Source organism: Pseudomonas sp. MF6755 (genome assembly GCF_016405635.1).
Taxonomy (GTDB): domain Bacteria; phylum Pseudomonadota; class Gammaproteobacteria; order Pseudomonadales; family Pseudomonadaceae; genus Aquipseudomonas; species Aquipseudomonas haemolytica.
Genome location: NZ_JAEKDA010000010.1, coordinates 107,040 through 120,931 on the forward strand (window position 1 = coordinate 107,040; position 13,892 = coordinate 120,931).

Here is a 13,892-nt window from a genome sequence, read left to right on the forward strand (position 1 = left end):
GCTCGGTAACTCAAGGAGTTTGATGCTAGTGGTGAGTTAATGCGTTCGTGATGTTTCTATAATAAAAGGTGACGATATGAGTGTTTCAGGTTTTCCTGTTTCAGCCACTTTGCATGTAACTAATCCAATAGTCGGCGCACACAACCCGCCGGCACCCAAAAGTACGGAAAGTACGTCAGACCTGAATAATCCGACTGCCCAGACGCCCAGCGATGCACACACGGCTGGCGAAAATTCGCCTGAGGGTTCTGCGCGTGTTAAGCGGGGGATAAAACTTCCGGGCTTTCCACGGATTTTCCCACGGCCAAAGCCACCGAAGATCGATGTTCCAAACGGCACCACTGGTATATTCAGGCCCAAGCCAACGATTCCCACGCGCCCGGTCGATGGCAGCCAGAACAGCAATGCGATCAGTAATTTCAGGAACCTTGTATTCAGGACGCAGCATCCGGGCTCACCACTCAGTGGGCCAGTCAAACCTGTGGTGACCAAACCCTCGACGTTCGGTGATGTGGCAACCAACCTGGTGGCGGCTGATCGCTTGGTCAAGGCCGGTGTGTTTAAAACTGACTCCTCGTTGAAAACCGTTACGCGTGATGCGTTTGTGAACGCTTCTGTAAACGGGCTGGTCAGCACGCCGCTGAGTATCGGTACGTACGCGGGCTCGGTTTGGTCTGGCGAGCACATCAAAGGCAGCTTCAGTGCCAATACCCCCTTGCTACCCCCGGCCCACCAACCGGCCCCGAGCCAGCAAACCAATGGTGTTACGGCAGGGCAAGATCGGACGGGCGAGCAGGATGCAGAAATCATTAACTTACGTTTGGATAATGCTGAGCTGAAAATGGTGTTTGCGGTGAATACGATTCAGGCGCTGGTTGAGGGAGGAGAGGGCAATGCTCTTGGTAAACATCCGAACTGGCCAACTGAAATCAATGCACGCCTGGACACTATTGAAAAACAATACATGGCTGCCGAGAAAAACCTGGCAGCGTTTGCCGAGGAAAATGATTTTGTTTTCAAACCCTATAAAGATGAGTCTGCGGCTACGCTCAAAAGTGTCACTGAGCGTTTGAGTGCGCTTGATAAAAGGAACGACACAATCAATAAAGGTATTGGCAGAATAACGGCTATTCGGATGTTAGAGGTGCAGGACAATCAATCGATAGCTTGAAAGATGCCTGTCGGGTGTTATTGGGTCGTCTGAGTGCAAAGTACCAAGCCCGGTGTTGTACCGAAACGGCCTGACACCGGGCTTGGTTGCCGTTGATTGATTGGCAGAAAAAGAGTTGGGGGGAATCCCCGATCGGGGGTGCACGATAGCCGCGACCGCGGCGGTAAAGATACCTCGCTAATCGCTAAAAGAGTGCGATTTCCCCCTCCCTGCGCTAACCTGCCTCGATGTTTTACGAGGTCGACTATGCACATTCATATTCTAGGTATTTGCGGCACATTCATGGGCTCGATGGCGGTCCTGGCCAAAGAGCTGGGCCATCATGTCACCGGCTCCGACGCCAACGTTTACCCACCCATGAGCACGCAACTCGAGGCCCAGGGCATTGAGCTGACCCAGGGCTACGACCCGGCGCAATTCGACCCGGCCCCCGATCTGGTGGTGATTGGCAATGCCATGTCCCGCGGCAATCCGGCGGTCGAGTATGTACTGAATAAGGGCTTGCCTTATGTCTCCGGCCCACAGTGGCTGGCGGACCATGTGCTGCAAGGTCGCTGGGTACTCGCGGTGGCCGGCACCCACGGCAAGACCACCACCAGCAGCATGCTGGCCTGGGTGCTGGAACATGCGGGTATGAGCCCGGGCTTCCTGATTGGCGGCGTGCCGCAGAACTTCTCGGTCTCGGCGCGCCTGGGCGATACGCCCTTTTTCGTGATTGAAGCGGATGAATACGACAGTGCCTTTTTTGATAAGCGCTCCAAGTTCGTCCACTACCGCCCGCGCACGGCGATCCTGAATAATCTCGAGTTCGATCACGCCGACATCTTCCCCGATCTGCCCGCCATCGAGCGGCAGTTTCACCACTTGGTGCGTACCATCCCAAGCGAAGGCCTGGTCATTTATCCGACCACCGAGCCAGCCTTGCAGCGGGTGATCGATATGGGCTGCTGGACTCCGGTGCAGACCACCGGCACGGGCGGCCAGTGGCAAGTCAAATTGCTCAGCGACGACGGTTCTCGATTTGAAGTGCTGTTCGAAGGCGAGGCCCAAGGCATCGTCGATTGGGGCATGACTGGCCAGCACAATGTCGCCAATGCGCTGGTGACCCTGGCGGCCGCCCGGCATGTCGGTGTGGTGCCTGCCATGGGCATTGCGGCATTGAGCGCATTCAAAAGCGTGAAACGGCGCATGGAGAAAGTTGCTGACGTGAATGGGATTACCATCTACGACGACTTTGCCCACCACCCAACGGCGATTGCCACCACCCTGGATGGCCTGCGCAAGCGCGTTGGCGATGCCCAGATCATTGCGATCATCGAGCCGCGCTCCAACTCCATGAAGCTGGGTGCGCACCGTGACGGTTTGCCCGAAAGCGTCAACGATGCCGACCAAGTGGTGTGGTATGCACCGGCCAACCTCGGCTGGGACCTGCCGGCGATTGCGGCGTTGTGCACGGTACCGTCGATAGTGTGTGATTCCCTGGAAGCCATCATTGAGCACGTCAAGCATCAGGCCAAGCCGGGCACCCATGTGGTGATCATGAGCAACGGTGGCTTCGGCGGTTTGCATGGCAAGTTGGCCGAGGCGTTGAAATGAGCGGGCCGGAACGCGTCACCCTGGCGATGACCGGCGCATCCGGCGCGCCCTATGGCCTGCGTCTGCTCGATTGCCTGGTGCGTGAAGACCGGGAGGTGCACTTCCTGATTTCCAAGGCAGCGCAGTTGGTGCTGGCGACTGAAACCGATGTGGCGTTGCCGCCGAAAGTGCAGACGATGCAAGCGTTCCTCACCGAGTACACCGGCGCAGCGGCGGGCCAGATCAAGGTCTACGGCAAGGAAGACTGGATGTCGCCAGTGGCTTCCGGTTCCGGTGCGCCGGCTGCGATGGTGGTGGTGCCGTGTTCCACCGGCACCCTGTCGGCGATTGCCACGGGGGCTTGCAACAACCTGATCGAACGGGCGGCGGACGTGACGTTGAAGGAGCGTCGCCAGTTGATCCTGGTGCCGCGTGAAGCGCCGTATTCAAGTATTCACCTGGAGCACATGCTCAAGTTATCGAACATGGGCGTGACCATTTTGCCGGCGTCGCCGGGCTTTTATCACCGGCCGCAAACCATCGATGACCTGGTGGATTTTGTGGTGGCGCGCATTCTCAACCTGCTGAACATTCCCCAGGACATGCTGCCGCGTTGGGGCGAACATCATTTGGGCGGCGATGAATAAAGCGCTGCTGGTATTACTGGTGTTGCAACTGACGGGCTGCGCCACGGCGCGTACGCTGGATGCCGCGCAACCGGGCGCGCCGGTGGTGTATGCCGGCACACGCCTGGATCTGTACGCGATTAATGGGGGGTGTTGCGCCAAGGACAGGTTTGGCGCCGAGGCGCCGAGTTATCCCCATATTGACCTGCCGGCCAGTGCGTTGCTCGACACGCTGTTGTTGCCATTGTCGTTATTGACCGTGCTGGGCGTCGGCTTCAACGCCACGGGTGGGCTCTGATCCCCGATCTTTTCGGCGACTAGAGCCCGCTCCCACATTTTTGATCTGTGTCAGGACTCTGAGCCGGGTTATTTACCGAGCTTGCGCAACTCATCCGACTCCACCACCCGCACCCCATCCTGCTCTTCCAGCGCCAGGCGCCACATGGCGCGGGCCAGTTCGCAGACTTCGATACCGTGGTACTTGCCTGGAATCAAGCGCGACAACGGCCCGGCCAGTTGTTCTGCCAGGCGCGGTTCCAGCCGTTCCCCCAGCAGCAACGAGGGCCGCACGATGGTCAGTTGCGGCCAATCCTGGGCCTTGAGTGCCTGTTCCATTTCCCCTTTGACCCGGTTGTAGAACATCGAGGATTTCGGGTCGGCGCCAATAGCGCTGATAGCGATCAGGTGCCGCGCTCCCAGTTCCCGTGCGCGCTTGGCGAACGCCACGACCATGTCCAGGTCGACGGCGCGGAAGGCCGCTTCGGAACCCGCCTGCTTGATGGTGGTGCCCAGGCAGCAGAAGGCAATATCCACTTGGCCGCTCAGTTGCGGCAGGAACACTGCCGGGTCGCCCACGGGGTTCTCCAGGCGTGGATGTTCAGCCAGCGGCTTGCGGCTGGGTGCCAGTACGCGGGTCACCGTGGGTTCGTTGAGCAGGCGGTCGAGCAGGTGCTCGCCGGTGAGGCCAGAGGCCCCGGCCAGCAAGATGTGCTGAGGTGTCAGGTACATGGTGTTTCCCCCTTGGTACAGGTTACAGCTTAGTTGCCTATGGCTTCCTTGCTATTCATTGAGACGCTTTCGAGCGCCTTTCGTGCCTGCTGTTTGCGTAATAGTTGCCAATGGGCGATCACGCCTTTAGGGGCCCAGATCTGCGGTTCGGAGGCTTCGAAGTTGTCCGCCTGTTCGCGCTCCGCCACCTGCAGTTGTGCCAGTTTAAAGGCGTGCTGCAAATCGTCCGTCTGATTAAAGGCTTGTGCGAAAAGGGCATCGCCGAAGTAGGTGAAGTCGGCTTCTTCGGAACAACCGAACGACACGCGATCTGCACGGGAGGCGGTCATGATCAGGGTGCGCTCATCCTTCAGTGCCGGGATGAACCCCCCGGAGTAGCAGGCGGAAATCACGATGATCTTGTCGCGGTTTTTCAACGGTGCCAACACGGCGGCCAGCTCATCGGCGGGCAGGTCGGCCAGTTCCATGCGCGGCTGGTCGAGCACCAGTTCGTGTTCGTGGGTGCCATGGCTGGTCATATAGATGAACACCAGGTCTTCCGGCCCGGTACGTTCGGCCAGGGTTTGTACGGAGCGCCGCAGGCTTTCACGGGTGGCCAGGGGGCGGTCGGCGATATGATCGCGGTGGTTGACCAGGCGCACCTGCCCGCGCGCGCCGAAGCGGGTAGCGAGCAGGTTGCTGACGTAATCGGCTTCGCGCAGGAACACGCTTTGCTTGCCATCACCAGCCAGCACCAAGGTGTACAGCTCGACGGCCGGGGTGGACGGGGGCACGCCGGCCAGGGCGTCATTGAGTAAGCGGCCTTGGTCAAGCACGCCGATTTCCAGTGGGTCTGGCAGCAGCTTGCCATCGGCGTCGCGCACCCGCAGGCCATTGACCCAGGTGCCAGCCTGTACGGCGCCGTCGGCGAGGACGAGTGTGCCGCGGCCCTGGTAGTTGTCGCTGTCGAAGCCACCGATATAGAAGCTGCCATCGGTGAGGTTCAGGCGGCCTTCGCCGGTAAAGCGCCAATCGCTGAACTGGCCGACATAGTGGCTGCCATCGACACCGATCAATTCGCCTTGGCCGGTCAGGGCGCCTTCCTTGAACTGGCCGATCCATACGTCGCCGTCGGCGTTTTCGTAGCGGCCTTTGCCGTTGAGCTGGTTCTGCTTGAATTGGCCGACATAGATATCGCCCTCAGCGCTGTTGAAGGTGCCGTTGCCTTCCAACTGCCCATCGACAAAGCGGCCGCTGAACTGATTGCCGCTGTCGTCATTGCGCTGGCCTTCGCCGTTGGGCTTGCCGTGGGCGAATTGGCCCTGGTATTGGCTGCCATCGGGGAGTTCCAGGCGGCCGAGGCCGGAGTACTGGTCGTCCTTGAATTCACCGCGATAGGTCATCTGCCCCTCTTTGAGGGTGCCTTCGCCGTTGCGTCGACCGTTCTTGAAACCGCCGACGTAGCTGCTGCCCGCGGTAGTCAGGCTGCCCTGGCCATCAAACAGGCCCTGCTGGAACTCGCCTTTATAGACTTCGCCATTACTGCCATGCCATTCGCCCTGGCCGTGCCACTGGCCTTTGTCGAACTGGCCGGCGTACCAACTGCCGTTGGGGTAGTCCACGCGACCCTGGCCTTGCAGCAGGCCGTTGACCACATCGCCCCGATAGCGGCCGCCATCGGGCAGGCGCGCATCGGGCGGCAACAGCGATTCACCGTCTCCGCAAGCGGTGAGCAACAGGGCAAGGGCGAGGGGGGCGAGTGGGCGCATAGCGGGATCCGGGTAATTGAGCGCCGAGTATGCCGCAGCCGCAGGATTCATACATAAATTTACATACACTGTGGCAAGGTTTATCGCCTCACCACAGTCGGGGCCTTACACGAAGCAGAGTGATAACGACTCGGCAATGTAAGCAGGTTTCTCCTGGCCTTCGATTTCCAGGGTAGCGGTGGCTTTGAACAGCCATTGCCCCGGTTTTTTCTCAGTGACGTCGGTAAGGGTGACGTTCAGGCGGACCTTGGAGTCAACCTTCACCGGCTGGATAAAGCGCACGCTGTCCAGGCCGTAGTTGACTGCCATCTTCAAGCCTTCGGGCATGATCAGGATGTCTTCCATCAGCTTGGGCATCAGCGACAGCGACAGGAAACCGTGGGCGATGGTGCTGCCGAAGGGCGTCTTGGCGGCTTTGACCGGGTCGACGTGGATGAACTGATGATCGCCAGTGGCCTCTGCGAACAGGTTGATACGGGCCTGATCGATGGTGAGCCATTCGGAACGTCCCAGTTCCTTGCCGACATAATCTTTGAGCTGCGCTACGGGTACATAGGGCATTGCGTCTCTCCTTGGTTCATCGTTTCTTATCCGCCCGGGCAGGGGCGTTTTTTATGGGTTACAGAGAACCAATGTAGATCATCATGAGCGCCCCGCACGGTCAAGTGACCCTGCGGCTGGCGAATGCCGGAGCATAGCGCTGGCGTGTTTATAATGCCGGCGAGCTTTGAGGGGGGAGAGAACGCATGCTGTTACGGGGCCTGACCTGGCTGGTGCTGTTTCAACTGATCGGTACGGCGATCAATCATTTGCTGTTGCCGGTGCTGCCGGGGCCGATCATCGGCCTGTTGCTGATGCTGGGCTTTTTGGTCTGGCGCGGTGAGGTCGGCGAGCCTCTGAGCCTGGCGGCGGGCAGCCTGTTGCGTTATCTGCCGCTTCTGCTGGTACCGCCGGCCGTGGGCGTGATGGTGTACGCCAAGGATATCGCCGCGGACTTCTGGGCCATCGTCGGTGCCCTGGTGTTGTCATTGGTGATCGCCATGGGCTTTGTCGGCGTGTTGATGCAGCAGATGGTCAAGCGCAAGGAGAAGGATCAATGATCCTCGACTGGCAGGGCGCCTGGACGGCGGTCATTCACCATCCGTTGTTCGGCATCGGTGTCACATTGGGCGCCTATCAGTTGGTGTTGGCGGGGTTCGAGAAAACCCGCTGGATTTTCCTGCAGCCGGTGCTGGTGTCCATGTTGCTGGTGATTGGCGTACTGCTCACCTGTGGCCTGAGCTACGCCGAATACCGTAAGAGCACCGAGATCATGGGCATCCTGCTCGGCCCCGCGACCGTGGCCCTGGCGGTGCCGCTTTATCTCAACCTGCGACGAATTCGCCAATTGTTCTGGCCGATTTTTACTACGCTGGTGGTAGGCGGGGTGTTGGCCACTGGCCTGTGTGTATTGCTGGGGTGGTGGTTCGGGGCCGAGCACATGATGCTGATGACCATGGCGCCCAAGTCGGTGACGTCGCCGATTGCCATGCTGGTCGCCGAGCAGATCGGAGGCGTGGCGGCGCTGGCGGCGGTGTTTGTGCTGATCACCGGGGTGGTCGGCGCGATGATCGGCCCGGCGTACTTGTCGCGCCTGGGTGTGCACAGCCCCGAGGCACGCGGTATGGCATTGGGCATGACCGCACACGCCGTCGGCACCTCGGTGGCCCTGCAGGAAAGCGAAGAATGTGGCGCCTTTGCGGCGCTGGCCATGAGTCTGATGGGCGTGGCCACGGCGGTCTTCCTGCCGCTGGCCGTGTCGGTAATTGTTTAACCCAGGTTTAAGGAAACCTTTATGAGTCTGGCGCTGTTCCCGCTCAATACTGTGCTGTTCCCAGGCTGCACCCTCGATTTGCAACTGTTCGAGGCGCGTTACCTGGACATGATCAGCCGCTGTATGAAAAAGGGCGAAAGCTTCGGCGTGGTGTGCATCCTCGACGGCAAGGAAGTCGGCATGGCCCCGGACGGCTACGCGTTGATTGGCTGTGAAGCGCTGATTCGCGACTTCAAGCAACAGGACAACGGCCTGCTCGGGATTCGTGTCGAAGGCGGGCGGCGTTTCCGCGTGCGTGACGCCGGCGTGCAGAAGGACCAACTGCTGGTGGCTGAAGTGCAGTGGCTGGAAGAGCCGCCGGACCGCGCGCTGGAAGAAGAGGACGCCGACCTGCTCGCGTTGCTCCAGGCCCTGGCCGAGCACCCGATGGTCGCTTCGCTGGACATGGGCGCCCATGCCGACGGCCAGCGAGTCCTGGGCAATCAGTTGGCCTATTTGCTGCCCTTCACCGAGGCCGACAAGATCGACTTGCTGCAACTCGATGATCCGCAGCAACGGCTGGATGCGATCCAAATGTTGCTCGATGAGTTGCAGGGCGAGCTGTTCACCTAGATTCGGATTTGCCTGACGGAGTTTTCAGACTTTGCTTGGTCGTCTCAGCTGCGCCACCTGCAATATTTTCTGATCACACAACAATGATCGGGGATGACCATGATTCGTCTGACACCATCGGAGCAAGTCGCCTGGGACGCGTACTTTGTCAGCGTGACCACGCAATTACTCCAGCAGGATGCAAAACGGGGCCCGGAATACATCGCCGAGCGCGCCGCCGAAGTGGCCGATGAGATGCTCCTGGAGCGACGCGAACGCTGTGTTGAGCGCCGCTCCGCTACCGTGGATTGGATCGGCCCGGCCAAGGGTCAATAGGCGTACCTGAGCAGTGCGTGGGGCGTGCCGGTAAAGGCGATAAAGCCGAGCACGGCTACCACGGCGGGCAACACCAGCCACCAGGCTTTTTGCGACATCGCCGGCAATGGGCTGCGGTATTCGCTCGCCCTCAGGCTGAACGCACACACGGTCATCGCCAGCAGCGTGCCGGCCAGGATGTCCGTGGGCCAATGAGCACCCAGGTAGACCCGCGACAGCGCAATGAAGGCGGCGGGAATACAGCCCAGCAACATCCAGGTCAGGCGTAGGCGCGTGGGTTGGCCGCGGCCGGCCAATACCGCGAGCGCCAGGAAGAACGCAAAGGCACCGGAGGCATGGCCGCTGGGCATGCTGAAGCTGGTCAGCGGGTCTGTGAGGATTTCCGGGCGGCCACGGGCGAAAAACAGCTTGGTGCCTGTGTTGATCACCGCCGCGCCGGCGAGCGTGGCGCCGACAAACACCGCATGGCGCCATTGCCGTGCCACTAGCAGCAAGCCAGTGAATATCGCGCTGGCGAAAAACATCTTCTTGAACTCACCCAGTTGGGTGACTCGCACCATCACCTCGTCCAGCCACGGGCTGCGATGTTCCTGCACCAGTGCGCTCAGGCCCTGGTCGAAGTCGTTGAGGTGGGGATAGCCGATAAACAGCGCAATCAATAAGACCAGGCTGGCACAACCGATCCACAGGGTGGCGCGACGATGGCCGCGTAGGCTGCTGTGCAGGCTCAGCCCCAGCAGGACCGCGAGGCAGGCCGCGACAATGGCTGCTTCCGGCCAGAAACCTTCTGGCAGTGGCAGGCGCAAAGCGGCACCGGCGGCCCAGCCTGGCATCAGGTAAGCCACCGACCAGCCTGCTGCGGCAATGATGCTCACGGCGGCAAAACGCGGGAAGGGCATGTCGCACATGCCGGCGACCATTGGCAGCATGGGGCGCAACGGGCCGATGAAACGCCCGACCAGCAGGCTGGCGATCCCGTACTTGTGGAAGTAGGTTTCCGCTCCATTCATCCATTCAGGATGGTGGCGAAGGCCGGGCAGGCGCCGGATGTTCTGATGGAAATGCCGGCCCAGATAGTAGGAAACCCCATCGCCCAATAAGCCGCCGAGGAAACCCAGCAAAAGGGTTTCACTCAGTGACAGCGCACCGCTGCCGGCCAGCGCGGCAATCGCAAACAGCAATACCGTGCCGGGTACGATCAGCCCGGCAATGGCCAGGCACTCCACGCACGCGACGATAAACACCGCCACTGCCAGCCATTGCGGGTTCAGGGTCAGCCAGCCGGTGATGCTATCGAGCCATTGGCCCATACAATCCACTCCATGTATGCAATACATAATCTGAAACGGTGAAGATCAACTGTGGGAGCAGCCGTCTCAATCAATTCAACGTAAGAAATAATCGCGGCCTTCGACCTGCCCCCGGCGCAGCGGGTTCCGTGTGCAATAGGGCGCATAGCCCGCATCGACAAAGCGGTACATCAGGTGCTCATCACGCCCACTGGGGATGCCCAGCCGTGTGGTCTGGATGATCTGTGTAGGCTGCTGGCCCACATCTTCGACATACAGCCGCTCCTGGTCGAAGCGCTTGGCGTCCCACATCGGCACCTTCAGGCCCAGCGCCTTGCACAGCAAGGTCTGGCCGGCGCACAGCTTTTGCGTGGGGCGTGGGCTGCCATCAGCGTTCGGGTTGTTCAACAGCATCTGGGCCAGGCTGGCCGGGCCGGAGATTTCATCAACCCACGGGTAGGCCGATTTGATCAAGACGGTAGCGTTTAACCTGTGATTTTCTGAGGTTCGTTTCATCACTGGGATCATACCGAAAGCTCCGGCTTTTCTCACAGCGTATGCGGCATGCGATGGATCATGACGGCTCCACTTGACCAACTACTCCGATCAATGACAATGACCGAAATATTAGGAGTGGTCATGAAATCAAATCGGATTTTGGTAGGGGTCTGGGCCGCCGTTGGTGTGGGGGTTGTCGTTGCGATTGGGGTGCTCGGTGCTTATGGGCACTACCTTGGCCCAGTTTCTCGGAACGCAACAGACTGGGGAAGCTTCGGATCAGTGATGGCGGGGGCGTTCACCCTACTCAGTTCGTTCGCGACCATTGGAACGTTACTATTTCTTTACCTTCAACAATTGAAGGGTGAAGAACGCCAGATTTTACTGGACATAGAAAATCAGGATAAACAGCAAAAGCACGACATTGTTGTCGAAAAGCAGTTGGCTGCTTTGACATTTGAACAATATCTTAATCATCGAAAGGTTTTTATTGAAAGGCTAAATGAACAATCCGTATTTTTTAGGGGGGATATAGGCTTCGCTGATCCTGATAGGGTCTACACGGCAATGTTTGCTAAAAACAGCCCTAGCCATTGTGAGTATAAGGTAGAGATCGGCAAACCGGAAAATGCCAAAGCCTATGATCTTACGGACTGTCTAGCAATTTACGCCTCCATTAGCGAGCTATTAGAAAATTACCGCGACATGGAAAAACACCTAGTTCTTGTCCAGAAAATTGTTCACCTGCAAGGCTGTCTCGGAATTACTTATGTCGGGGCACATAAAGAAGGTGATATTTTCTTTATGGGTCTGAATGCAGGGCTGAATATATACGACATATCAAAAACATTGCAGAGAATAGAAAGGGTTCTCAACTCAATTCTTTTTTTTACTGGGAACGAAAAGGCTGCCTCAATTCAGCATAAAGGGCAAAGCTCACTTATTCGTGATGGGCTTTATAAAACTCTAACGGAATATCACCGGGCGAAAGGCGGGATTGAACTGCGATTTCGAATTGAGGCTTTACCTTATCTTCACGAACTTTATGAGATTAGCCAGATCCACTTCATAGTTACGGAAAGAATTCTCGAGAAAACCTATTTTGCACTGGCGACCATGCTTGGCAATTATTGCGAAATAGAAAAACTTGCAGATTTCGACTACGCGGATGAATTAACAACTATTATCCTTCGCGAAATTGAAACGGCAAAAAAGCAATACGCTGATAACCCTGATGAAATGAGAATTTTAAACAGAGCCGACAGTTGTCTCTGGGCGGCAATGAACCACCTTGGAGTAACTGAATAAAAAATATCGGGTAACGCTATTTACGGATTTGATCAAGACGGTAGCGTTTAACCTGTGATTTTTTGGGTGTCGTTTCATCACTGGCATCATACCGGGAGTAATCGCGGCAAGACATGGAAACAGGGCTTGAAAGTCGGGCACTATGCCACCATGTAGGCTTGATCACTCAGTCAAGGGATACGACCAGCATGTCTAGTAGAATTGACGAAATTCTCGCCAAGTTACTGAAGGCGAACCCTACGTCTATCAAAGATATCAATGACCAATACGATTACGAGGATGCAAAGGGTGGAGGTAAGCGAGACGCTTCCCTCGTCTCGTGCGGTCAATGTGGTGATTACAATGAGCTTCAATACATATACGACACTAAGCTAAAACCGCTGGTCAACAGGTTCAAAATCACCGAAACGCAAGCCCTCATCGCCTTGGAAGAGTGCTGCTCAGAACTGAAAAAACCCCGTAATCGTGAGGATTTCTACGAACTGCTGGGCAAAAAACTAAATCTGGAAATCAAGTAATAGGGAAACGGCCCGTCTATGCGACTGATCATGTGTGGATGGGCTTTAATCATAGGGAGAATAGTATGGCTTACGTTCAGCTAAATCACGACTTTACAAAGTTCATTGATCCGGAATTATACGCAAGTGTTTTGGATAAAAAAGACGATGGAGATTGTGTTCTTCGACTTCAACTGATTTGCGAGCGATTTTTAAACGTATATTTAAAAGAGCGGATTGCACCCGAAAATATTGAATTCTTCACCAGTGGGCAAGGCAAGGGAGCTGAAATCCTCCGACATTTTAACGAAAGACTTACAACTGCTGTCGCATCTGGGCTACCCGCCGAACTGGCCCGACCGCTGAAACACCTGAACAAAATAAGAAATAATTTCGCACACAATCTTGATTATGAAATCAAGGATGTGGACATGAATAAATATTTTGAACTAGTAGACTTATTCACAGTTGACGTTGGGACGCCCCATGGGTTTGAAGGCAACGTAAAAGACTTTCAAATCCACGGCGATGGGAAAATCACAAAAGCCACCGATAACTTCCAAGCCGGATTTACGGCGGCAACCTATGCCTTGATGACAAAAGCGGGGATCTGGCTAGTCAATGATTTGAATAGACGCGGACAGTTGAACGTTGGCGGTCCACTGCAATAGCGTTTGCAGTCAAGACGGTAGCGTTTAACCTGTGATTTTCTGGGTGTCGTTTCATCACTGGGATCATACCTAACCCCCCGGCTTTTCTCACTCCGTGAGTATTGGCCCGGTTGCGAACGCCCGGCCAATGATGCGTTAAAAGCTCCTAGGCTTCGATCAGGGTGGTTTGATGTGCGGGGACTTGTACCCGTGCAGAAAATCGCCGGGATACGCGATGTGTGGCACGGCATCCGTAGGGTTGGGTAGAATCAACGCAAGGTGCCATTGCAGGGCCACTACTCAACGATCTCTAAGGATGGCGAATGAAAAAAATAATTTTTGTGCTGGTTGCTGGATCACTACTGACTGGCTGCGTAACGCAAAAGCCACCGCTTTCTGATAGCCAATACACTGCATTTGCTACTCAATTGATAGGCATCCATAAATGCGTTGCCAGCGGAAACATGCCACCAGATACAGGTGCCCGTGGTCAGCAATATTCGATGGCAAATCTTAACACTTGGCAATTCGACCAAAATTATTTCATGAGCCGAGCTAAGCAGATAGCGGATTCGGTCAACCCGTCGCAAGGTGATTGCAACACATTGGCGATGAATATCATGCAAAGAAAAAATCAGATCGAGGCACAAAATCAGCAGGCCGCACAGGAAGCACAAGCGTGGCAAAACCTGCAAAATCAACAGGAACAGAATAAAACCACTTATTGCAATCAAATAGGCACGCAGACTATTTGCAATCGATACTAAAACAAGGCGTGCAGC

General features: G+C 56.7%; 17 protein-coding genes. 12 read left to right on the forward strand and 5 right to left on the reverse strand.

Annotation, left to right across the window (positions count from 1 at the left end):
• Positions 1-76 precede the first annotated feature (76 nt).
• From JFT66_RS29790 to JFT66_RS15105, 4 genes are all read left to right on the forward strand, one after another.
• Positions 77-1,171, forward strand: a complete 1,095-nt coding sequence (locus tag JFT66_RS29790; RefSeq protein ID WP_233097105.1) for a hypothetical protein — start codon at positions 77-79, stop codon at positions 1,169-1,171.
• 246 nt (positions 1,172-1,417) lie between these two features.
• Complete coding sequence (mpl, locus tag JFT66_RS15095; RefSeq protein ID WP_034117719.1) at positions 1,418-2,767, forward strand: UDP-N-acetylmuramate:L-alanyl-gamma-D-glutamyl-meso-diaminopimelate ligase; 1,350 nt, start codon at positions 1,418-1,420, stop codon at positions 2,765-2,767.
• Positions 2,764-3,393: a flavin prenyltransferase UbiX gene (gene ubiX, locus JFT66_RS15100; RefSeq protein WP_198859545.1), complete on the forward strand. Its 630-nt coding sequence runs from the start codon at positions 2,764-2,766 to the stop codon at positions 3,391-3,393. The genes mpl and ubiX overlap by 4 nt, the downstream gene beginning before the upstream one ends.
• On the forward strand, positions 3,386-3,670 hold the full coding sequence (locus JFT66_RS15105; RefSeq protein WP_034117721.1) for a YceK/YidQ family lipoprotein: 285 nt from the start codon (positions 3,386-3,388) through the stop codon (positions 3,668-3,670). The genes ubiX and JFT66_RS15105 overlap by 8 nt, the downstream gene beginning before the upstream one ends.
• A gap of 68 nt (positions 3,671-3,738) precedes the next feature.
• On the opposite strand, the gene JFT66_RS15110 is transcribed toward JFT66_RS15105, so the two are convergent.
• The 3 genes from JFT66_RS15110 to JFT66_RS15120 form a co-directional block, all read right to left on the reverse strand.
• Positions 3,739-4,380, reverse strand: coding sequence for an oxidoreductase (locus tag JFT66_RS15110; RefSeq protein WP_034117722.1), 642 nt, complete (start codon positions 4,378-4,380; stop codon positions 3,739-3,741).
• A gap of 29 nt (positions 4,381-4,409) precedes the next feature.
• A complete protein-coding gene (locus tag JFT66_RS15115; protein ID WP_198859546.1) occupies positions 4,410-6,128 on the reverse strand; it encodes a C13 family peptidase in 1,719 nt (572 codons plus the stop codon).
• Between the two features lie 105 nt (positions 6,129-6,233).
• Complete coding sequence (locus JFT66_RS15120) at positions 6,234-6,689, reverse strand: MaoC family dehydratase (RefSeq protein WP_034117724.1); 456 nt, start codon at positions 6,687-6,689, stop codon at positions 6,234-6,236.
• Between the two features lie 185 nt (positions 6,690-6,874).
• Between JFT66_RS15120 and JFT66_RS15125 the strand changes: the two genes are divergently transcribed.
• The 4 genes from JFT66_RS15125 (at position 6,875) to JFT66_RS15140 (ending at position 8,868) form a co-directional block, all read left to right on the forward strand.
• Positions 6,875-7,228, forward strand: coding sequence for a CidA/LrgA family protein (locus tag JFT66_RS15125; protein ID WP_153839463.1), 354 nt, complete (start codon positions 6,875-6,877; stop codon positions 7,226-7,228).
• Positions 7,225-7,941 carry an LrgB family protein gene (locus JFT66_RS15130; protein ID WP_034117726.1) on the forward strand — a complete coding sequence of 239 codons (717 nt, stop codon included), beginning with the start codon at positions 7,225-7,227 and terminating at the stop codon, positions 7,939-7,941. Before JFT66_RS15125 ends, JFT66_RS15130 begins: the two co-directional genes overlap by 4 nt.
• Positions 7,942-7,962: 21 nt before the next feature.
• Positions 7,963-8,553 carry an LON peptidase substrate-binding domain-containing protein gene (locus tag JFT66_RS15135; protein ID WP_198859547.1) on the forward strand — a complete coding sequence of 197 codons (591 nt, stop codon included), beginning with the start codon at positions 7,963-7,965 and terminating at the stop codon, positions 8,551-8,553.
• A gap of 99 nt (positions 8,554-8,652) precedes the next feature.
• Complete coding sequence (locus JFT66_RS15140; RefSeq protein WP_034117926.1) at positions 8,653-8,868, forward strand: hypothetical protein; 216 nt, start codon at positions 8,653-8,655, stop codon at positions 8,866-8,868.
• Here JFT66_RS15140 and JFT66_RS15145 read toward each other — a convergent pair.
• Both JFT66_RS15145 and JFT66_RS15150 read right to left on the reverse strand, forming a co-directional pair.
• Entirely contained in the window at positions 8,862-10,178 is a 1,317-nt protein-coding gene (locus JFT66_RS15145) for a bifunctional DedA family/phosphatase PAP2 family protein (protein WP_034117728.1), read from the reverse strand. The two genes, JFT66_RS15140 and JFT66_RS15145, sit on opposite strands and share 7 nt — an antisense overlap.
• A gap of 75 nt (positions 10,179-10,253) precedes the next feature.
• Entirely contained in the window at positions 10,254-10,685 is a 432-nt protein-coding gene (locus JFT66_RS15150) for a DNA-3-methyladenine glycosylase (RefSeq protein ID WP_269836384.1), read from the reverse strand.
• A gap of 111 nt (positions 10,686-10,796) precedes the next feature.
• Here JFT66_RS15150 and JFT66_RS15155 point away from each other — a divergent pair, with 111 nt between their 5' ends.
• The 4 genes from JFT66_RS15155 to JFT66_RS15170 all read left to right on the forward strand — a co-directional run bounded on the left by JFT66_RS15155 (position 10,797) and on the right by JFT66_RS15170 (position 13,877).
• Positions 10,797-11,963: a hypothetical protein gene (locus JFT66_RS15155; protein WP_153367493.1), complete on the forward strand. Its 1,167-nt coding sequence runs from the start codon at positions 10,797-10,799 to the stop codon at positions 11,961-11,963.
• 188 nt (positions 11,964-12,151) lie between these two features.
• The gene (locus JFT66_RS15160) at positions 12,152-12,481 is read left to right on the forward strand and encodes a hypothetical protein (protein ID WP_198859548.1); all 330 of its coding nucleotides are present in this window, start codon (positions 12,152-12,154) and stop codon (positions 12,479-12,481) included.
• Positions 12,482-12,546: 65 nt separating this feature from the next.
• Positions 12,547-13,131 (forward strand): hypothetical protein, encoded by a 585-nt coding sequence (locus tag JFT66_RS15165; protein WP_020301969.1) that lies wholly within the window; start codon positions 12,547-12,549, stop codon positions 13,129-13,131.
• A 302-nt stretch (positions 13,132-13,433) separates the two neighbouring features.
• Positions 13,434-13,877, forward strand: coding sequence for a hypothetical protein (locus JFT66_RS15170; protein ID WP_073452766.1), 444 nt, complete (start codon positions 13,434-13,436; stop codon positions 13,875-13,877).
• Positions 13,878-13,892 lie beyond the last annotated feature (15 nt).

Excerpts from the sequence above, each read along its gene's own strand:
- JFT66_RS29790 (WP_233097105.1), top strand. The coding sequence starts at position 77 with ATGAGTGTTTCAGGTTTTCCTGTTTCAGCCACTTTGCATGTAACTAAT.
- mpl (WP_034117719.1), top strand. The coding sequence starts at position 1,418 with ATGCACATTCATATTCTAGGTATTTGCGGCACATTCATGGGCTCGATG.
- ubiX (WP_198859545.1), top strand. The coding sequence starts at position 2,764 with ATGAGCGGGCCGGAACGCGTCACCCTGGCGATGACCGGCGCATCCGGC.
- JFT66_RS15105 (WP_034117721.1), top strand. The coding sequence starts at position 3,386 with ATGAATAAAGCGCTGCTGGTATTACTGGTGTTGCAACTGACGGGCTGC.
- JFT66_RS15110 (WP_034117722.1), bottom strand. The coding sequence starts at position 4,380 with ATGTACCTGACACCTCAGCACATCTTGCTGGCCGGGGCCTCTGGCCTC.
- JFT66_RS15115 (WP_198859546.1), bottom strand. The coding sequence starts at position 6,128 with ATGCGCCCACTCGCCCCCCTCGCCCTTGCCCTGTTGCTCACCGCTTGC.
- JFT66_RS15120 (WP_034117724.1), bottom strand. The coding sequence starts at position 6,689 with ATGCCCTATGTACCCGTAGCGCAGCTCAAAGATTATGTCGGCAAGGAA.
- JFT66_RS15125 (WP_153839463.1), top strand. The coding sequence starts at position 6,875 with ATGCTGTTACGGGGCCTGACCTGGCTGGTGCTGTTTCAACTGATCGGT.
- JFT66_RS15130 (WP_034117726.1), top strand. The coding sequence starts at position 7,225 with ATGATCCTCGACTGGCAGGGCGCCTGGACGGCGGTCATTCACCATCCG.
- JFT66_RS15135 (WP_198859547.1), top strand. The coding sequence starts at position 7,963 with ATGAGTCTGGCGCTGTTCCCGCTCAATACTGTGCTGTTCCCAGGCTGC.
- JFT66_RS15140 (WP_034117926.1), top strand. The coding sequence starts at position 8,653 with ATGATTCGTCTGACACCATCGGAGCAAGTCGCCTGGGACGCGTACTTT.
- JFT66_RS15145 (WP_034117728.1), bottom strand. The coding sequence starts at position 10,178 with ATGGGCCAATGGCTCGATAGCATCACCGGCTGGCTGACCCTGAACCCG.
- JFT66_RS15150 (WP_269836384.1), bottom strand. The coding sequence starts at position 10,685 with ATGATCCCAGTGATGAAACGAACCTCAGAAAATCACAGGTTAAACGCT.
- JFT66_RS15155 (WP_153367493.1), top strand. The coding sequence starts at position 10,797 with ATGAAATCAAATCGGATTTTGGTAGGGGTCTGGGCCGCCGTTGGTGTG.
- JFT66_RS15160 (WP_198859548.1), top strand. The coding sequence starts at position 12,152 with ATGTCTAGTAGAATTGACGAAATTCTCGCCAAGTTACTGAAGGCGAAC.
- JFT66_RS15165 (WP_020301969.1), top strand. The coding sequence starts at position 12,547 with ATGGCTTACGTTCAGCTAAATCACGACTTTACAAAGTTCATTGATCCG.
- JFT66_RS15170 (WP_073452766.1), top strand. The coding sequence starts at position 13,434 with ATGAAAAAAATAATTTTTGTGCTGGTTGCTGGATCACTACTGACTGGC.